Genomic DNA, 18363 nt, shown 5'->3' with positions numbered 1-18363 from the left:
GAGCATCCACGCATGGCGTGGATCTACGTGTCGACCAAGGTCGACACCTACCAACAGCAGCCGGGAATTGTCGAAGGCGGGGCGCTGTGGGTTTGCGGGGTGTGAGCGGCATGGATGCCGCGACCAAGCCTCCAGGGATGGATTCACGGCGTCCCCGCACACCCACTGTGCCCCGCCATCCCACGGAATGCCGGCTTTTGACGTTGACGTTGACGTTGCCTTGGTTTGAAGGCCTCTGCGGGTGCAGGGCGCAGCCCTGCCGAACAATCCCCTCAGCCGTCGCCCTGGATGCCGCCGGGCGCCTGCGTCGGGTCGCGCCAGCGCCGCACCGTGCGCTGGAAGAACAGGTTGTTCGGCAGCTGCAGCACCGTGCCCTCGTGGCCGTTGCCGGTTTCCTGCAGCGTGGTGTAGATCAGGTTCACGTCGATTACCCGGCCCTTCAGCCCGGGCTTTTCGCCGTTCTCCAGCACTTCGATGTAGTCATGCAGGCGGAACGGTCGCGTGGTGAAGATCAGCAGCGTGCAGAAGATGTTGGACAGCACGCTCCAGGCCGCGAAGAACGCCACCGCGCCCACCGCAGCGAAACCGGTGAAGGCCGTCCACAGCACCGAGGGCGATGCACCGAGCAGGCTGAGGATGTACAGCACCGCGCTGAAATAGACCACGAAGCTGGTGATCCGGCGCGCGCCCATCACCATTTCCGGCGGCAGCGTGTAATGGTCGGCGAAGCGGCGGATCAGGCGCCGCGCCAGCACCCGTAGCAGCCAGGCGGCGAGCAGGGTGATCAGGATCTGCAGGGCGATCCCGATGTCATGCAGCCAGGGGTGGGTCCAGGCGGGCAGGTGGTCCTTCAGCGACAACATCATGGGGTGACAACGTGTGACGGAAACGGGGCTTGATGTTACCCGGCGCGTGTCGACGTTTCGACCGCCTGTGCCCAGGCAAGGCAGACAAGGTCCTGTTTGTGCTGCTGCAGGCAGGCGCGGCCGCTTTCGGCACGCCAGTGCAGGGAAACGTCGAACGCCTGCAGCAGCATGCAGGCCGCGATCGCCAGCAGGGCGGCGCAGGAAGGGCTGGACATGGGAGGCTCCTGGCCGGGCAGGCCTGCGGGGGACCTGTGATGGATGCAGCCAGGCGCGAAAAGGTTGCAACCGAAAAGCGCTCCGGAAGATCTAAACCTTTTTCCGGCAGGCCGCATCCAACGGATATGCTCGACACCACCATGCCCGCGCCGCCTGCCGCCAACGACGTCGTCGACGAAACCGCCTTGGTACGTGCAGCGGCGGCCGGCGATACCGCTGCCTATGAACAGCTGTATCGGCAGCATGCGCCGCGGGTGTTTGCCACCCTGTGGCGGCTGTGTGGCGGGCAGCAGGCGCGTGCCGAGGATGCATTGCAGGAAGCGTTCCTGCAGGCATGGAAGGCACTGCCCGGCTTCCGTTTCGAGAGCAGCCTGTCGACCTGGCTGCATCGGTTGGGAGTGAACGCCGCGCTGATGGAACTGCGCGGTCGTGCCGCCGGGCATGACCACGACAGCCTGGACGACGTGGACGGTGGGCTGCCGGAGATGGCGGTGCATGACGGCTGCGCCGGCACCGAACGCGACCTGGAACGCGCGTTGGCGACCCTGCCGCCGCGCGCGCGTGCGGTCTTGGTGCTGCACGATATCGAAGGCTGGAAACACCATGAAATCGCCGGCCAGCTGCAGATGGCGGTCGGCAGTTCCAAAGCACAGCTGCATCGCGCGCGTGGCCTGCTGCGCGCGCGCCTGGGAGACATGACATGAGTACGCACGACCCCGATCACGACCTGCTGGCGCGCCTGCGCGCCCTTCCCGCGGAACGCAGCGCACCGGCCGATGGCTGGGAACGCCTGTCGGCGCGGTTGCCACCCCGCGAGCCGGTTGCCGCGCAGGCGCCGTTGGACAACGTGGTGGCCTTGCCACTGCGCACCCGTCGACGCTGGTGGCTGCCGGTTGGCGCGGCGTTGGCAGCCAGCCTCGCGCTCTACGCGGTGGCGCCGTGGCGGCACGCGCCCGAGTCGCTGCCTGCACCCAGCGGCCTGCAGCTGCAGGCCGATGCGATGACCGAACAGTACCGGCAGGCAGTGGCGTCGCTGCCTGATGGCACTGCGCCGGAGTGGCAGCCCGCGCTGCATGAACTGGATCGCAGCGCGGAACAGATCCGCGCCGCGATGGCGCAGGACCCGCGTGCGCCGCACCTGCTTGGACAGCTCAAGCGGACCTATGCGCTGCGGCTCGAACTGACCCGGCAGGCGGCCCAGGCCGCCTCCGGTCTGACAACCTGAGGAGACCCCCCGATGCGAACCCTTTTCCCTCTCTGCGCGGCCCTGCTGCTGGTGCCCGCCATGGCGCTGGCCGATACACGCGTCGATGAACGCCACAATGTTGCTGCAGGCGGCCGCATCGAACTGAGCAACGTCGCTGGCAAGGTGACTGTACGCGGCTGGGACCGCAATGACGTGCAGCTCACCGGCACGCTCAGCGACGGCCTGCAGCTGCGCCAGGAAAAGAGTGCCAACCGGGTGCGCTGGGAAATCGAGTATCCGCGACGCGGCAACAATGGCGGCGCCACCTTGACCCTCAACGTGCCGCGCTCGGTGGAGCTGCTGCTGAGCACGGTCAGTGCCGACCAGGACATCAGTGGCGTGGACGTGCGGCGGCTGCAGGCCGACACTGTCAGCGGCAACCTTGCCGCCGCCGGTCGTAGTGGCGACAGCGTGCTCAATACGGTCAGCGGCAATGTCACTGCGCGGTTGCAGACCCCGCGGCTGGACGTGAACACGGTCAGCGGCCGGATCGAGGCTGGCGGGGGCGTTTCCGGGGAGGTCGGGGCGCAGACGGTGTCTGGCCGGGTAGGCGTCGATGCCGGTCGCATCCAGCGCCTGGTGGTGGAGACGGTATCCGGAGGCATCGACCTGTCGGCGACGGCACTGGCACCAGGCGGGCGCATCAACGTCGAGTCGGTCAGTGCCTCGGTCAGCCTGCGCCTGCCGCGCACGGTGTCGGCGCAGCTGTCAGTGAACAGCTTCAGCGGGTCGATCAACAGCGACGCCGGCAAGGTAGAGCGGCCGCGCTATGGGCCGGGCAGCAGCCTGGATGCGCGGCTGGGCAGCGGCGACGGCGATATCCGCGTGCAGTCGCACTCGGGTAGTGTGCAGGTGCGCCTGGACCGCTGAGCGCGGCCCGGCAGGCCGCGGCGGCAGCGCCGCCGCGGTCGGGGGAGGGTCAGCTGGCTTTCTTCAGCGCCCAGGTGGTACCGAGAACTTCAATCTTGCCACCGCTCTTGCGGAACGCGGCCAGGTCGGAGGCGATCGAGTCGCTGTTGACCACGGTGCTGGCGGATGCGCCCTTGCGTTCGCTGCGGATGCTGTTGCTGGCCTTCGCGGGGGTCTTTGCCTTGCGGGGCATGGTTGCTCCTGTCAGGTGGAAGGGGAGGAAAGCGCGCAGGATTCAGCCTGGCGCAGGTAGTCCTGCCGCTCGCGGCGGCAGTCGTCGCCGCCCATCGAAAACTGGCGGCAGATCGCCGGGCGCTGCGAATAGATCGTGCAGCGCAGGTGATACGGATCGATCGCCGCGCACCAGCCTTCCTCGTTGCGCGCCATCACGGCACGGCCGTGAGCGTCGCGCGACAGGAACTGGCCGGGCACGTGGTCGCTGGGCTGCAGCAGGACCGGCAACCGGCAACAGACCGCGTCACAACGGCGGCAGTCGATGGGTGCTGGTTCAGCGTCAGGTTGTACGGCCACAGGGGCCTGGCGGGTGCCCAAAGCGGGTCTCGATGGCGGCTCGGGTAATACGCGGACCATGATCGAGCCAGAGGGCATGGTCGCCAGACCCGCTGGGCGGGTCAGGCTGCACCATGGGTACACACACCGGCGAGGCCAGCGGAAGGTGCAGCGGTTTTCTAGCCGGCCAAGGGTAGCTCAGACCGCGTAACGTTTTGTTAATCCCGGCTGGCTGCCGCCAGCGCGAGGCCCTGGACGACCCCCAGCGAGGGCTCGCCGTGCACCATCCGGGCGCCCGGGAACGCCTCGGCAGCGGCCTGCCGCAGGTAGCCAGCGCGGGACATGCCGCCGGTCAGGAACACCGCGTCAGGGTCGCCGCCGATGTCGCTGCGGACCTGGGCCAGCAGTTCGCGGATCTGGCTCAGGTAACCATGGGCGGCGGCGGCCAGGCCGTCGGCGCTGTTGTCCACGTGCAGGTCGCGGGCGATGTAATCCAGCGTGCTGCGGTGTTCGCTGGCACCGCTGAGGGCGATCTTGGCGCGCTCGACATCGCGGTACAGGCGGGCGGTGTTGCCGGTGTCCTGCAGCGCCTGCAGGCGCGCGCCCCACGGCGCGTCGACGTTGTCGTAGTTGTGCTGGCGGAACTCGCGCTGGCGGGTCATGTCCTGCACGGTGGCCGCTTCCACGTAGTGGTGGGTGGGCACGCGGGTGATGCCGCGGCCGAACAGCGGCATGTAGCCGGACAGGCTCAGGGCCAGGTCGATATCGGTGCCGCCGCGGGCAATACCCCAGGCACGGTGGATGCGCGGGGCCTGGCTGCCGCCCACTTCGGCGTGCGCGATATCGGTGGTGCCGCCGCCGATATCGACGATCACCGCCTGATGGCGATCGCGGCTTTCAGCGTGGTAATGCATCGCTGCGGCGGCAGGCTCTTCAAGGAAATCGATGTGGTCGAAGCCGGCCTGGCCGGCCGCTTCGCGCAGGATGTCCAGGGCCTGGTCGTTGCCGGCCTCGCCGATCGAGCTGCGGAACTGCACCGGGCGGCCGAGCAGGGCGCTGCGCAGCGGCTGGCCGAGCTGGGCGCTGGCGGTCAAGCGGATGTGTTCGAGGATGTGCGCGGCAATGCCGGTGATGGTCTGCCGCGCGCGTGGGTGCAGGTTGTAGCCGAGCATGGACTTCGGGCTCTGCACGAGGTTGCCTTCGTGCTCCTCGAAATACGCTTCCAGCGCGTCGTCGCCATAGACGGCGTTCTGCAGCAGGTCGCTGGCGCTGCGCTCCTTTCCGGCGCGAGCCTCCATCCATTCCCGGCGCAGGGCGCGCAGTGCCTCGCGGCGCAGGGCCTGTGGCGTGCGCTCCTGGCCAGCGGCGCGGGCTGCACGGGCGGCGCTGTCGATCAGCTGCTGCAGTTCGTGTTCCTGCCCGGCGTCGAGCTGGAAATCGTCCGGGTCGGGCACCACGCCGGGGAAGTACACGCTGGTGCGGAACTGCTCGGCCTCGCCGAAGCGGATCGGCAGCAGCTTCCCATCACGCACGATGGCGGCGGCGGAGTTGCTGGTACCGAAGTCGATGCCGAGGCGCATGGGGAGGTCCGGGGGACGATCAGGGGCCGCGCACTCTGCTGGAGTTTGCCGCGCGCTGCAAGTTCCAGTGCCTGCCTCGGGCGGGGTGGGGCGAGGTCCGGTCCGGACCGACGTCGGAAAATGAATGAAAAGGCCGGGCGGTTACAATGGCTGCTGTTGATTCATTTTGAGGTACTTGCAATGTCTTCTGTTCCCGCCTGCCCGCAGTGCACCCTGGAAAACACCTATGCCGATGGCGCGCTGTGGATCTGCGCCGACTGCGGCTTCGAGTGGACGGCCGAAGAAGGTACCGGTTCGACCCTGGTCGTGCGTGACAGCAACGGCAATACCCTGCAGACCGGCGACACCGTCACCGTGATCAAGGACCTGAAGGTCAAGGGCTCCTCAATCCCGCTCAAGCAGGGCACCGTGATCCGCAACATCCGCCTGGTCGAAGACGATGCCGAGCACATCGAGGGCAACTCGGACAAGATCAAGGGCCTGGTGCTGAAGACCTGCTTCCTCAAGAAGGCCTGATCGCGCCTCAGCGCTTGGCCTGCTGCGCCCGCCAGCGGGCCAGGCTGTCCAGCTTGGCCTGGTAGCGTGCCTGCTGCATTGATCCGCCCAGTTCCTGCGCCCGCAGCAGTTCGCGGTCCGCACGCTGCAGCCGGCCCGTCAGGAAATACACCCGCGCCAGGCCGAAGTGGAACTGGTGCGCGGTGTCGTACAGGCGCACCGCCCGCCGGTAGTACGTGATCGCCTTGTCCAGGTCGCCAGCGCGTTCGGCCTGGGCACCGTGCATGTACTGCGCGAACGGGTCCTCGCGCTGCACCGACTGCAGCTTCTTCTGCATGGCTTCCGCCTGCGCCGTCATGCCCAGCTTGCGATAGAGCGCACTGGCGTTGTTCAGCGCTGCACTCTGGCGTCCGTCCAGGCGCAATGCCGTGTCCAGCGCCGTGCGGGCCGCTTGGTCATCGCCCAGGCGGTTGTCGAGCACGCCGATGTTGTTCCATGTCGAGGCGAACTCCGGGTCCTGCGCCAGCGCGGCATCGAAGAAGGCACGTGCTCCGCTCAGGTCGCCATCGGCCAGCTGCTCCGCGCCCCGGTTGTTGTAGTAGTGCGCCAGCGCCCGTTCGCGGCCAATCGGTTGCGGCCCATGGCGGTCGTACAGCACGTTGCGGTCCAGGTCGACCGTACCGTAGCGGCCACCGACATCCACGCCGGCGTTGACGTGCCCGACGTTGTAGACAACGCCCTGGTCCTGGTCCTGGTACCACGACACCACCTGGCCGACTTCCTGCACCCGCGCCTGGATGCCGGCCTCACGGGCGAGGGTGACGAACAGCAGGGTGAAGGCGAGGCAGTTGGCGCGCTGGTGCTGCCAGATCTCGCTGACGGTGTAGGTCGCATCGGCGTCGTACTGCAGGTCCAGGCCGTGCTGGCTGAAGATCATCTCCACCAGCGCCTGCAGGCGCTGGTCGCGCGAGTAGCTGCGGCTGATCACCTGCTTCTGCAGCATCTCGCGCATCGCCGGCGGGATCGCGAGCACCTGTTCGGGTGTCGGCACGCTGGCGGCGGTGACCTTTACGGTGGAGATGGTCGGGATGGCGGGCGCAGCGGCTGGAGCATCCTGCGCGGACAGGGCTGGCGCGCCGAGCGCAGCCAGTGACAGGAGAAAGCATCGGGCGGCAAGACGGCGCATGACGGTTTCCGGCAGCGGCGGGCGCTCCCGCCTGCGGCCAGTGTAGACCTGCATGTGGCGGTCCGCATCCACCGGCGATCAGCGCTGCGCTTCGTCCACAGCCGGTGTGGACCAGCACGCGACAAACCTGTGGACAACTGCCCTACGCCCTCGCCCGGCACGGGATGTGAGTGGCTGGTGAAAAAACAGCCAGCTTGCCCGGCGGTGCCAAGGGCGGGATCATCCCTGCATGGACTTCGCCCCGCTGACTCTCGCTCCCGCGCATTGGCAGGCTCTGCAGGATGCCTATGCGACGCCACCGCGCGCCTACCACCACTTCGGCCATGTGCGCGCGGTCCTGCAGCATTGCCAGGAGGTGGCTGCGGGTCCGGGCTGGCAGCAGCCGGCCGAGGTTTATCTGGCAGTGCTGTACCACGATGCGATCTACCAGGCCGGCCGCAAGGACAACGAGGCCAGGTCGGCCGCGCTGGCCCTGCAGGCGATCGCGGACTGGCCCGAGCTGGCATCGGTCGATGCCGGCCGGGTCGAGCAGTTGATCCTGCTCACCGCCCGCCATGGCGAGCTGGGCCCGGCCGATGTCGATGCCGAAGCGGCGCTGTTCCTCGACTGCGACATGGCGATCCTGGCGGCACCCGAGGAGGTGTTTGCCGCGTATGACCGCGGCGTGGCCGAAGAGTACAAAGGCGTGGTGCCGGGCTTCCTGTACCGCGCCGGACGCCGCCGCTTCCTGCAGGGGCTGCTGCGCGCGCCGCGGATCTTCCTCAGCGACTTTTTCGACCAGCAGCTTGATGCCGCCGCGCGGTCCAACCTGCGCCGCCAACTGGGCGCCTGAGCGCGCCGCTACACTACCCACCTGCCATTGCGTGGTGTTGTTTGCAGCCGTGACCGTCTCCGATACTCCTGCCGATCCCCGTCCGCTGCCGCCGGAAGAACCCGGCCCCAACGAATGCTGCGGCAGTGGCTGCCCGTTGTGCGTGCTCGACCTGTACGCCGAGGAGTTGCAGCGTTATCGCAAGGCGCTGGCTGAGTGGCTGGCACGGCATCCGGACGCTGGCCCATGACGCGGGCGCGTCCGGCCGCGACGCTGGCGCTGGTGGCACTGCTGTTGTTCGTGGCGACCGCGTTGTGGACGCAGTTCGCGCGGGCCGATCTGGATTGGGTGAAGGCCACCTTGAGCCTGTACCTGCATGGGCCGTGGGGCCTGGCGCTACGCAGCGCCTACTGCCTGCTGGCACTGGCCATCGCCGTGCTCGGTATCGCGTTGTATCGGCACAGCGTGGGGCCGCGGCGCAGCGCTGCGGCACCGTTGTTGTTCTGCGTTGCCGCCGTAGGCCTGGCGACCGTCGCCATCGGTGACAGCTGGCTTCCTGCGGCAACGCCGTTGCTGGCGCCGTTGATCCACGGCCTGGCCGCCAATACCGCCTTCCTGTGCGCCAGCGTCGGCATGCTGCTGCAGGCCTGGTACCTGCGCCGCGAGCCAGGCTGGCGGGGCAGTGCGGCGCTGTTGTGGGGCTGGGCCTGGCTGGCCTTCGTGCTGCTGTGGGTACACGTGCTGTGGCGCGGTGGCCCACCGCGTGGGTTGGGGCAGAAGCTGGTGATCGCGGTGATCGTCGGCTGGCTGCTGTGGTTGGCGCTGGCGCTGTATCGCCGCGGGCGTGCCGCCGGCACCCGCTGAATCAACCACCTGCCCGATTGCAGGGCGCCTGTACCGGTACGTGCCGTGCACGCAGCAGCGGCGTATCGTGTGCGCATTCCAACGGGATGCGAAACGATGCGTGCAGGGCTGGGCAGGGCGATGGGACTGGTGTTGGCGCTGGCGGCGGTGCCAGCGGTGGCGTCAGTGCAGCAGGTCAGCCATGGACGTTTCGATCAGGTGCCGGTGCATGTTCCGGCCGGGGCACCGCAACGGGTGGTGATCTGGTTCCATGACGGCACCGATGCCGATGACAGCCGCATGCCGATTGAAGCGCTGCGCGCCGATGGTGCACTGGTCGCATCGGTGGATGTGGCCCACCTGCGTGGCGTGCTCAAGCGCGAAGGCAACAGCAGCTGCGCGTTCGGCGCGGGCGATGTCGAGAATTTCTCGCGTTGGGTACAGGCGTTCCTGCATCTGCCGGGGTATCACCTGCCGTTGGTCGGCGGCAGCGGCGAAGGCGCCGAACTGGCCTATGCGCTGGCAGCGCAGGCCGACACCCAGGTCTTTGCCGGCCTGCTGACCTCGGGATTCTGCCCGGCACATGTGCACGAGCGCATGGTCTGCGGTGATGGCGTGAAGCACGACCGCCTGCAGCCCAGCGAACTGAATTTCCCGTGGTTGAACGCGGCCGGCGCGCCGGGGTGTTCGACCAACAGCGCTGGACCGTTCGTGCAGCAGGTTGCAATGGCGCGTGAATTCAAGCGCACCGCCGCTGGCGATGCGACACCGGGGCTGGTGGCCGCCGCGCGGGTGATCGGCGCACAGGCCGGGGTCGCGCTGGCACCGCCGCCGGATGCCCTGAAGGGGCTGCCGGTAGTGGAAGTGCCGGCGCAGGGCGGCGGTGACACCCTGGCGGTGTTTGTTTCCGGCGATGGCGGCTGGGCCGGCCTGGACAAGGACGTGGCCGGCGCCCTGGCCGAACATGGCGTGGCGGTGGTTGGCATCGATTCGCTGCGTTATTTCTGGAGCGAACGCACGCCGCAGGGATTCGCTGTCGATCTGCAGAAGATCATCGGCCACTACCGCCAGCAATGGCAGCGCGACAAGGTGATGCTGATCGGTTTCTCGCAGGGCGCCGACGTGCTGCCGGCCACCATCAACCAGCTTGATGCAGGCACCCGCGCCGGCCTCGAACGCATCGTGCTGCTGTCGGTGGGCAGGAATGCCGACTTTGAATTCCATGTTAGCAACTGGCTGGGCGGCGGTGGCGGCGGCCTGCCGATCGCGCCGGAAGTGGCGAAGCTGCCGGCGGCCAGGACCCTGTGCGTGTACGGCGACAAGGACGAGGATGCGCTGTGCCCCGATCTGCCGGGCAACGACGGCGTGCACAAGGTCAAGTTGCCCGGTGACCATCACTTCGGCGGTGACTACGATCGCCTGGCCGAGGTGATCCTCAAGGGCGGCGCGTAATCGGCCTCATGGGACCACCGCCGGGCATGGCCCGGCGCTACCCGTGCGGACGATCCATCAGGTAGCGCCGGGCCATGCCCGGCGGATCGGGGCGTCAGTTGCGTCGCGGGTCCAGCGAGATCAGCCGTGTGGCATCCAGCAGGGCGGCGGGCAGATGCATGCCGCCGGGCGCGGCCAGGTAGCGCGGTCGCCACTGCGGATCGAACTTCGACTTGAACCTGCGCAGGCCGCTGAAGCCATAGAAGCGCTCGCCGTGTCGTGCGAGCAGGCCGGCCAGGCGGCTCCAGCGACCGGCCAGGCGGTGCTGGGCCAGGCCGGACAGCGGTGCCATGCCCAGCGAGAACCGTGCATAGCCCTGCGCGCGGCCCCACAGGAACAACTCGATGAACAGGAAATCCATCGTGCCCTTCGGTGCATCGCTGACATGACGCATCAGATCCACCGACAGTTCGGCGCCCGCCGGTGCCTGCCACAGGTTGGCAAAGGCCACGATCCGACCTTCAGCTTCGACCAGGGCGATCGGGAAACGCACGAGATAGTCCGGGTCGTAGCTGCCCAGCGAGAAGCCCTTCTCGTCGCCTGACTTGTCCTCCAGCCAAGCGTTGGAAATCGCATGCAGGCGTGGCAGCAGGGCAGGGATCTCTTCCGCCGGTGCTACGCGGAACGACAGCCCTCCGCGCTTGCCGCGGTTCCAGGCTTGCCGCAGGTCGGCACGCTCGCGGCCTTCCAGACCGAAATCGTGCAGCGGCACCATGGCCTCTTCGCCCAGCTTGACCAGGCCCAGGCCGAGATCGAGATAGGTCTGCCAATACGCCTCACCCACCTGGTAGAACACCGGGCGCAGTCCAAGCCGGTCGGCTTCTTCGCGGAAGCGCCAGATCAGTGCGCGCGCCACCTCCGGTGGCCCGACCGGATCGCCCATCGCGATCAGCGAGCCGCCGTAGCGCTGCATCATCACAAAGCCCTTGTGCTGCTCATCGCGCAGCACCGCCTTGTCGGCAGTCAGCACCAGGCAGGCCTGGGTGTCGGTGGCGCCGGCCAGCACCGGTGCCAGCGCCTGCAGGGTTGCGTCGTCGGCAGGCGGCAGCGGGCTGCGCGTGCTGTGCAGCAGCCGCGCCAGGCCGAACATCACCAGCGCCATCGCCACCAGCAGCAGTGCACGCAGCGCGCGCGGCGCATTGCCGGACACGGCGAACTGCCACCACAGCTCGTTCTGGTATTCGACGTGGCTGTAAGTGAAGAACAGCAGCCACGTCACCGCCACCAGCACCAGGCCGAGGTTGCGCAGCCATGGCCACGACCAGGCTTCGTCCAGCAGCGCGCCCTGGCGATAGAACTCGCGACGTGCCGCCCACAGCGCCATCGCCACCAGCAACGCCGACAAGGCGATCAGCGGTTGGCCACCGCGCAGCCAGATCGGCAGCGGTGCGATCACGCAGATCGCCATCGCCAGCATCCAGGCCGCGTGGCTGCGGCGGGCCAGGCCCTGGCCGATCAGCAGCAGGGCGACGCCGGCCAGGCTGCCGATCAGGTGCGAGGTTTCCAGGATCGGCAGCGAGGCATTGATCAGGTGCCGTCGCGGTGTGGGCAGGGTGCCGTCGATGACCAGCGCGGCACCGACACTGAAGGCGGCCAGCGCGATGATCTGCGGCAACCACGGACGCAGCGCGTACCAGCCGGCGCGGGTGGCACCTGCGCTGGCCTGCAGCGGCTGCCGCAGCGCGGGCGCCAGGGCCAGCACAGTCGCCAGCAGCAGCGGCAGCACGTAGTAGCTGACGCGGTAGATCAATGCCGCCGCCAGCACCGCAGCCGGCGCTACCTGCGGCAGCAGCTTCAGCAGGCTCCACTCGAACACGCCAAGGCCGGCCGGTACCGTCGACACCAGGCCGGCCAGCACGGCCACCAGATACAGGCCGACGAAACCGGGCAGGCCGGTCGGCGTGGAATCGGGCAGCAGCACATAGAACGCGGCACTGGCCAGGACCAGTTCAACCACGCTCAACACGGTGACCCCGAGCATGGTGCGCCGGTCGGGCAGCCACAGGCCATGGCCGAAGATGCGGAACTGGCGACCGTTGCGGCCGACCAGGACGAAGGTGGTCGCATAGGCGAGCAGCGCGACGATGCCGACCACGCGCACCGCGCCGGGGTCCAGCGGCAGCGCAAGCGCGGCAGCGGCCGGCTCCATGCACAGCGCAACGCCGATCAGCAGCCACGCGCCGAAGATGAAGCCGAGCGTGCTCATCAGCACCACCTGGCCGATCTGCGCCAGGTCCAGGCCGGCACTGCGGTAGCCGCGCAGGCGCACTGCGCCGCCGGTGAGGGCGGCAAAGCCCACGGTCTGGCCCAGGGTGTGGGCGAGGAAGGCGGTGATGCCGATCCGTGCCGGGTGCACGCGGATACCACTGCGGCGCAGGCCGATCGCATCGAAGCCGATCAGGCAGGCGTAGCTGGCCAGGCCGAGCAGCACGGTCAGCGCGATCTGCGCAGCGCTGAGCTCGCGGAAGGCCTGGCGGATGGCGCGGTAGCCATGCTCGTCGAATTCGCCGGCCAGCCCATGCAGGGCCAGCGCGAGGATCAGCAGCGGGACGACGATGGTGACGACCCGCTTCCAGGTCGGTGTGGAAGGGGAGGCAGTGGAATCGGTGGGTGCGGTCATCGGCGCAAGGGTGCGTCAGAAAGGGCGAGGGCGGTGTCAACGCAGGCGTGGCGCATCGTGCGCCTGTCCACGCCGTTTGACCAGCACTGCCGCTGTGCTGGTGGTGGCGGTATCCAGTGGCCGCACCGGGCACACACTTCCAACGCCGGCTGGGTGAGAATGCAGTCCAGACCACCCGCAGGAGCCACGCCCATGATGGAGCGTTACGACGTCGGACCGCGCATGTCCGAGATGACCGTGTACAACAAGGTCGCCTACCTTTCCGGCCAGATTCCGGAAGACACCAGCCAGGACATCACCGGCCAGACCCGGCAGGTGCTGGCCGAGATCGACAAGCTGCTGGCGCTGGTGGCCAGTGACCGCCAGCACGTGCTGCGTGCGGAGATTTTCCTGGCCGACATGGCCGATTTCGAGGGCATGAACAAGGCGTGGGACGAGTGGGTGGTGGAGGGCGCGACCCCGGCCCGCGCCACGGTTGAAGCCAAGCTTGCGCACGCCGAATGGAAGGTCGAGATCATCGTTACGGCGGCAGTGCCGTAATGACCGGACAGGGGTCAGATCCCTTTTCCTCCGGGAAAGGGATCTGACCCCGTTCGCCGGGGAAGCTGACGCTGCAACATCCGTTACAGCTGCGGCTGCAGTCGTGTGCTTGCCTGCGTGCACAAGGCCAGGCAGGCCAGCATCAGGCCTTCCATGACCCGGTCGCCGACGTACTCCTCCGGCGCGCCGTTCTGCCGGGTGCGTTCGGCGGCCAGCAGGACCTCCTGCACTACGCGCAGCCCGGCCAGCGCGCAATCGGCATCGGCCAGCGCCATGCACCGGCTGGGAAGTTGATGCCGCTCCGGCCACGGCTGACCGTCAGCGGCGGCGCCGGTACCGATGCGCCGCAGGGTCGCAACCAGCGTGGTGGGATCAAGCGATGGCGACGGTTCCGTGTCCTCGTCGGCGTCTGCCGGGCCGAGGTAGGCGTGCAGATGGGGGAAATCCGATGCGTTCATGGCAAGGCTCCGTGCAGGACAGACGGTAGCCGCCACTCAAAGGTGGCGGACGGAGACGTGGCTCGAAAACCGGGACGCAAGACGAAACCGGTGGACCCGAAAGCCCCCACGCTCCGCCCGCCATGACCGGCAGACGGATTGCCAGCCGGCGCCACGCAAGGTGACGCCGGCTGGCAAGCGTAAACAACATCTTGCGTCGCGGGTTTTCGACACCCGGCCACCCTTTTTCGGCGGCTCACCATCTGTAAACCCGTCGTAGCGGAATGCCAATCAGACAAGTTGCAATGCCCGCAACGTCAGGAGGTTTCCGGCATTTTTGCATGCTGTTAAGCCGCCTCGAACGCAGGTGGCGCCACGGTCGCGATAGACCGAGCAATCTGCGACATGCATCGTGATTCGATAGTCGCCAGCGTGCGCAGGCAAGGTCGATTGCGACGACGGTTCATGACATCGGACAGATAGTGCGGACCAAGGTCCGCACCCACCAACATCCCAGCCATGGCATTGCAGTTGCCCGCCCACCCGCCCAGATCATCAAACCCAGGCAGCCGACGCTCCCAGCTGTTGCCGTTGCTGTTGCTGTTGCTCTCAGCGCAACGCGACGCCGCGGCGTCGCAAAAAAAAACCTACACCAACACCAGCTCGATGCAATCCACCGGGCACGGTGGAATACACAACTCGCACCCCGTGCACAGATCGGCGATCACCGTGTGCATGTACTTCGCCCCGCCGACGATCGCATCCACCGGGCACGCCTGTATGCACTTGGTGCAACCGATGCAGTCAGCCTCCACGATCAACGCCACCTGCGGCGGTTTGTGCTCGCCCCGGCTGCGATCGAACGGCAACGCCGGCACACCCAGCACCTGCGCCAACGCCCGCGCACCGGCATCGCCGCCGGGCGGACAACGATCCACGCCTGCCTCGCCACGTGCCATCGCCTGCGCATACGGGCGACAGCCGTCGTAACCGCATTGCCCGCATTGGGTCTGCGGCAGCAAGCGGTCCAGGCGTTCGGTCAGGGGCGGAATCAGGCTCATGCGTGGCGAAGGCTGCGCGTTGGGTTACTTCAGGGGTTTGCCGCGGTACCAGCGCTCGTGCGCCAGGGCCAGCATCGGGCGATCCTCCGCGCTGTCACCGTAGGCATGGATGCGTGTGTAACGTGACAGGTCGAACTGGCGGCGGATGTGCTCGACCTTGCGCGGACCACAATCGCCACCGGCGTAGCGGCCGGTCAGGCGTCCGCTTTCGCTTTCCAGTCGATTGCAGATCAGCTGCAGGCCCAGTTGTTCGCACCACGGCCGCAGGTACAGGTCCAGTGAACCGGACACCACCACCACGGTGTGCTGCTGCTCCTTGTGCCAACGGATCTGCTCCAGCATTTCCGGGCGCACGACATCGGGCAGGAACTCGCGGGAGAAGCCCGCAGCCAGCGTCTCGATGTCATCGGCGTGGCGCTCGCTGAAGGTCAACCGGGTCACCCGTGCGCGGATGCGCTCGGCGGAGATCAGTTTCAGCTTGTAGGCCAGCAGCCACGGGCCGACTTTCCACCAGGCCTGTGCCAGCTGTTCGGCGGTGGCGACCCGGCGCAGGAAGCGGCCATAGGTGTCGCAGGTGGTGACAGTGTGGTCGAAGTCGAACAGCGCCAGTTCCAACGCAGCATCTCCCATCACGGTACCTCCCTTCGCGGTGCTCATGACCGGGCGCGGCCAGGGCCGCGCCCGTACTGCATCAACGAACCGGCATGCCCGGCTGCGCGCCGCTGTCGGCGTCCAGCAGCGCCAGCGCGCCGCCATCGAAACCGGCCGACAGGATCATGCCTTCGCTCAGGCCGAAGCGCATCTTGCGCGGTGCCAGGTTGGCGATGAACACCACGCTGCGGCCGACCAGCGCTTCCGGCTCGCCGTAGCTGGCGCGGATGCCGGAGAAGATCTGGCGCTTGCCGAGGTCGCCGGCATCCAGTTCGAAACGCAGCAGCTTGTCCGAGCCTTCCACGAACTCGCACATCAGCACCTTGCCGATGCGCAGGTCGAGCTTGGCGAAGTCGTCGATGCCGATGTAGGCCGGCGCGTCGGCGCTGTTTGCTTCGTCCTTGGCCACCACCGGTGCGGCGGGCTTGCTTGCTTCAACCTTGGCGGCGGGGGCGGCGGTGGTCAGGGTGTCCTTGGAGGCGTCGATCATGGCGTCAATCTTCTTCGGGTCGATACGGGTGAACAGCGGGGTGTAGTCGGTGATGCGGTGGCCCAGCAGCGGCTGCGCCAGCTCGGTCCAGTCATTCACCGGCGCGGCCAGGAAGGCCTCGGCCTGCGCGGCGGTGGCCGGCAGCACCGGCTTCAGGGCGGTGACCAGTACGCGGAACAGGTTCAGGCCCTGGCTGCAGACCGCTTGCAGCTGCGCGTCGGCGCCTTCCTGCTTGGCGATCACCCATGGCTTGACGTCGTCGATGTAGCGGTTGGCTTCGTCGGCCAGGGTCATGGTCAGGCGGATTGCCGCGGCCGGGTCGTTGCGCTCGTACGCCTCACGGATCGGCGCCAGGCCATCGACGAAGCGCTGGTACTGCGCCGCGTCGGGCAGCTGCGCGGCCAACTGGCCATCGAAGCGCTTGCTGATGAAACCGGCGCAGCGGCTGGCGAGGTTGACGAACTTGCCGACCAGATCGGCGTTGACGCGCGCGATGAAGTCGCCCAGGTTCAGGTCGAGGTCGTCGACGCCGCCACCGGATTTGGCGGCGAAGTAGTAACGCAGTGCCTCCGGCTCCAGGCCGGCATCGAGGAACGTACGCGCCATCACGAAGGTGCCGCGCGACTTGCTCATCTTCGCGCCATCGACGGTCAGGTAGCCGTTGACGTGCAGGCGGGTCGGCGCGCGGTGGCCGGTGCCGTGCAGCACCGCCGGCCAGAACAGGCCATGGAAATTGACGATGTCCTTGCCGAGGAAATGATGCAGCTCGGTGCTGGTGCCCGCGCGCAGGTGCGCTTCGAAGTCCTCGCCGATCCTGCTGCACAGGGTCTGGAAGCTGGACAGGTAGCCGATCGGCGCGTCCAGCCAGACGTAGAAGTACTTGCCCGGCTGGCCGGGAATCTCGAAACCGAAGTACGGCGCATCGCGCGAGATGTCCCACGCACGCAGGCCGCCTTCGGCGTTGAGCCATTCACCCAGCTTGGCCTTCACGCCCGGCAGGGCGACATCGCCGGCCAGCCAGTCGCGCAGGAAGCCGTCGAAATGGCCGACCTCGAAGAAGAAGTGCTCCGAATCGCGCATTTCCGGGGTGGCCCCGGAGATCACCGAGCGCGGCTCCTTCAGGTCGGTCGGCGCATAGGTGGCGCCGCAGACCTCGCAGTTGTCGCCGTACTGGTCGGCGCTGCCGCAGTTCGGGCAGATGCCCTTGACGTAGCGGTCGGGCAGGAACATGCCCTTGGCCGGGTCGTAGAACTGCGCCACCGAACGGCGGCTGATGTGGCCGGCCGCTTCCAGCTTCAGGTAGAACGCTTCGGTCAGCGCCTTGTTGGCGGCGGAGTTGGTCGAGTCGTAATGGTCGAAGGCGACGCCAAAGGCGGCGAAATCGCGCTCGTGGCTGGCCTGGATGTTGGCGATGAAGGTTTCCGGGGTGACCCCGGCCTTTTCCGCAGCCAGCATGATCGGCGTGCCGTGGGTGTCGTCGGCGCACACGAACCAGGCCTTGCCGCCACTCATTCGACGCGCCCGCACCCAGATGTCAGCCTGGATGTAGCCGACCAGGTGGCCCAGGTGCAGCGGGCCGTTGGCGTAGGGCAGGGCGGTGGTGACGAGCGCGGTACGGGTCATGGTCACGGGGTGCAGCCAGGGGGAACCGGGGATTATCGCATGCCCGCAACGCGGTGACCCGGCCGGAGCCGGGTCACCAGGGCATTGCCGGGGCCGTGACGCTTACTCGCGGACCCAGGTCTGCGCGCGGCAGATGAAGGCGATGCAGCCGGACACGTCCAGCTTGCCGCCACCCGGCTGCAGCTCGATCTTCGAGCGATAGGTCTTGCCGTTGGCCGGGTCGAGGATGGTGCCACCGGACCACTTGCTGGTGGTGCCCTTGTCCTGGCTCAGGTTCCAGAGAATGGTCATGCCCTTCACCGGCTTGTTCTTGTTGGCGCCCTCGCAACCATCGCAGACCGGGTTCGGGCCCTTGTCCGAGTGCAGGATCTCGACCACCTTGCCGGACAGCGTGCCGTTGGCGGCCTGGCTGATCTCGACGATCGACTTCACCTTGCCGGTCTTGTCGTCGATGGTCTTCCAGCGGCCGGCGGCACTGTCGGCGGCCTGCGCGGAAAGCGCGGCCAGGCACAGCGGCAGCGCCAGCAGCAGGGTCTTGAAGGTCTTGCGCATGGTCCCCTCCCAGGGTTCATTCCGGCACGATGCCGGTACGGGTCGACTGTATACCCATTCGGCGGGGTATGGGGAAGGGGGGCTTTGGCCGGGCTGCGCCCGGCACCCGCTACGGCAACGGCAACGGCAACAGCGTGCATTCCGTGGGATGGCGGGGTGGGTCCGGTTGCGGGGGACGCCGTAAACCCGTCCTTGGGGGCTTGGCCGCGGCATCCATGCCGCGGACACCCCCGCAA

Annotated in this window: 21 protein-coding genes; 9 read left to right on the top strand and 12 right to left on the bottom strand. The window is 67.8% G+C overall.

What is annotated here, in order from left to right:
* Positions 1-272: 272 nt before the first annotated feature.
* Both J2X70_RS19715 and J2X70_RS19710 read right to left on the bottom strand, forming a co-directional pair.
* A complete protein-coding gene (locus J2X70_RS19715; protein WP_025879067.1) occupies positions 273-866 on the bottom strand; it encodes a mechanosensitive ion channel family protein in 594 nt (197 codons plus the stop codon).
* Between the two features lie 35 nt (positions 867-901).
* The gene (locus J2X70_RS19710; protein ID WP_032977115.1) at positions 902-1081 is read right to left on the bottom strand and encodes a hypothetical protein; all 180 of its coding nucleotides are present in this window, start codon (positions 1079-1081) and stop codon (positions 902-904) included.
* Positions 1082-1207: 126 nt separating this feature from the next.
* Here J2X70_RS19710 and J2X70_RS19705 point away from each other — a divergent pair, with 126 nt between their 5' ends.
* The 3 genes from J2X70_RS19705 to J2X70_RS19695 are packed head-to-tail and all read left to right on the top strand — an operon-like array spanning position 1208 to position 3198.
* On the top strand, positions 1208-1786 hold the full coding sequence (locus tag J2X70_RS19705; protein ID WP_032977116.1) for an RNA polymerase sigma factor: 579 nt from the start codon (positions 1208-1210) through the stop codon (positions 1784-1786).
* A complete protein-coding gene (locus J2X70_RS19700) occupies positions 1783-2307 on the top strand; it encodes a hypothetical protein (RefSeq protein WP_134832917.1) in 525 nt (174 codons plus the stop codon). The genes J2X70_RS19705 and J2X70_RS19700 overlap by 4 nt, the downstream gene beginning before the upstream one ends.
* A gap of 12 nt (positions 2308-2319) precedes the next feature.
* A complete protein-coding gene (locus J2X70_RS19695) occupies positions 2320-3198 on the top strand; it encodes a DUF4097 domain-containing protein (protein WP_263929646.1) in 879 nt (292 codons plus the stop codon).
* A 49-nt stretch (positions 3199-3247) separates the two neighbouring features.
* Here J2X70_RS19695 and J2X70_RS19690 read toward each other — a convergent pair whose 3' ends face one another.
* The 3 genes from J2X70_RS19690 to J2X70_RS19680 all read right to left on the bottom strand — a co-directional run bounded on the left by J2X70_RS19690 (position 3248) and on the right by J2X70_RS19680 (position 5327).
* The gene (locus J2X70_RS19690) at positions 3248-3430 is read right to left on the bottom strand and encodes a hypothetical protein (protein WP_025879072.1); all 183 of its coding nucleotides are present in this window, start codon (positions 3428-3430) and stop codon (positions 3248-3250) included.
* Positions 3431-3441: 11 nt separating this feature from the next.
* A complete protein-coding gene (locus J2X70_RS19685; RefSeq protein ID WP_222391115.1) occupies positions 3442-3735 on the bottom strand; it encodes a YkgJ family cysteine cluster protein in 294 nt (97 codons plus the stop codon).
* Positions 3736-3965: 230 nt separating this feature from the next.
* Positions 3966-5327, bottom strand: a complete 1362-nt coding sequence (locus tag J2X70_RS19680) for an Hsp70 family protein (RefSeq protein WP_025879074.1) — start codon at positions 5325-5327, stop codon at positions 3966-3968.
* A gap of 180 nt (positions 5328-5507) precedes the next feature.
* Between J2X70_RS19680 and J2X70_RS19675 the strand changes: the two genes are divergently transcribed.
* Positions 5508-5843 carry a zinc ribbon domain-containing protein YjdM gene (locus J2X70_RS19675; protein ID WP_025879075.1) on the top strand — a complete coding sequence of 112 codons (336 nt, stop codon included), beginning with the start codon at positions 5508-5510 and terminating at the stop codon, positions 5841-5843.
* A gap of 7 nt (positions 5844-5850) precedes the next feature.
* Here the strand turns inward: J2X70_RS19675 and J2X70_RS19670 are convergent, their stop codons facing one another.
* Entirely contained in the window at positions 5851-7008 is a 1158-nt protein-coding gene (locus J2X70_RS19670; protein ID WP_309911799.1) for a transglutaminase domain-containing protein, read from the bottom strand.
* Positions 7009-7237: 229 nt separating this feature from the next.
* Here J2X70_RS19670 and J2X70_RS19665 point away from each other — a divergent pair, with 229 nt between their 5' ends.
* The 4 genes from J2X70_RS19665 (at position 7238) to J2X70_RS19650 (ending at position 10114) form a co-directional block, all read left to right on the top strand.
* On the top strand, positions 7238-7840 hold the full coding sequence (locus J2X70_RS19665) for a hypothetical protein (RefSeq protein ID WP_059064768.1): 603 nt from the start codon (positions 7238-7240) through the stop codon (positions 7838-7840).
* A gap of 49 nt (positions 7841-7889) precedes the next feature.
* Positions 7890-8069 (top strand): oxidoreductase-like domain-containing protein, encoded by a 180-nt coding sequence (locus J2X70_RS19660; RefSeq protein WP_033832209.1) that lies wholly within the window; start codon positions 7890-7892, stop codon positions 8067-8069.
* Positions 8066-8683 carry a DUF998 domain-containing protein gene (locus J2X70_RS19655; RefSeq protein ID WP_049467943.1) on the top strand — a complete coding sequence of 206 codons (618 nt, stop codon included), beginning with the start codon at positions 8066-8068 and terminating at the stop codon, positions 8681-8683. Before J2X70_RS19660 ends, J2X70_RS19655 begins: the two co-directional genes overlap by 4 nt.
* Before the next feature lie 96 nt (positions 8684-8779).
* Positions 8780-10114 carry an AcvB/VirJ family lysyl-phosphatidylglycerol hydrolase gene (locus J2X70_RS19650; protein ID WP_309911794.1) on the top strand — a complete coding sequence of 445 codons (1335 nt, stop codon included), beginning with the start codon at positions 8780-8782 and terminating at the stop codon, positions 10112-10114.
* Positions 10115-10208: 94 nt separating this feature from the next.
* Here the strand turns inward: J2X70_RS19650 and mprF are convergent, their stop codons facing one another.
* The gene (mprF, locus tag J2X70_RS19645) at positions 10209-12773 is read right to left on the bottom strand and encodes a bifunctional lysylphosphatidylglycerol flippase/synthetase MprF (protein WP_309911792.1); all 2565 of its coding nucleotides are present in this window, start codon (positions 12771-12773) and stop codon (positions 10209-10211) included.
* A 192-nt stretch (positions 12774-12965) separates the two neighbouring features.
* On the opposite strand from mprF, the gene J2X70_RS19640 reads away from it, so the two are divergent.
* Entirely contained in the window at positions 12966-13313 is a 348-nt protein-coding gene (locus J2X70_RS19640; RefSeq protein ID WP_025879081.1) for a RidA family protein, read from the top strand.
* Between the two features lie 83 nt (positions 13314-13396).
* On the opposite strand, the gene J2X70_RS19635 is transcribed toward J2X70_RS19640, so the two are convergent.
* The 5 genes from J2X70_RS19635 to J2X70_RS19615 all read right to left on the bottom strand — a co-directional run bounded on the left by J2X70_RS19635 (position 13397) and on the right by J2X70_RS19615 (position 18127).
* Positions 13397-13771, bottom strand: coding sequence for a hypothetical protein (locus J2X70_RS19635; protein WP_033831714.1), 375 nt, complete (start codon positions 13769-13771; stop codon positions 13397-13399).
* Positions 13772-14397: 626 nt separating this feature from the next.
* Entirely contained in the window at positions 14398-14811 is a 414-nt protein-coding gene (gene rnfB / locus J2X70_RS19630; RefSeq protein WP_032952130.1) for an Rnf electron transport complex subunit RnfB, read from the bottom strand.
* Between the two features lie 24 nt (positions 14812-14835).
* Positions 14836-15426 (bottom strand): HAD family hydrolase, encoded by a 591-nt coding sequence (locus tag J2X70_RS19625; RefSeq protein WP_025879084.1) that lies wholly within the window; start codon positions 15424-15426, stop codon positions 14836-14838.
* Positions 15427-15502: 76 nt separating this feature from the next.
* On the bottom strand, positions 15503-17575 hold the full coding sequence (gene metG, locus J2X70_RS19620) for a methionine--tRNA ligase (RefSeq protein ID WP_309911789.1): 2073 nt from the start codon (positions 17573-17575) through the stop codon (positions 15503-15505).
* Positions 17576-17677: 102 nt separating this feature from the next.
* Positions 17678-18127, bottom strand: coding sequence for a DUF2147 domain-containing protein (locus J2X70_RS19615; RefSeq protein ID WP_025879086.1), 450 nt, complete (start codon positions 18125-18127; stop codon positions 17678-17680).
* Positions 18128-18363: the final 236 nt, after the last annotated feature.

The organism is Stenotrophomonas sp. 1337 (assembly GCF_031455455.1).
GTDB lineage: Bacteria > Pseudomonadota > Gammaproteobacteria > Xanthomonadales > Xanthomonadaceae > Stenotrophomonas > Stenotrophomonas indicatrix.
This window is presented reverse-complemented; position numbering and strand designations above follow the sequence as displayed.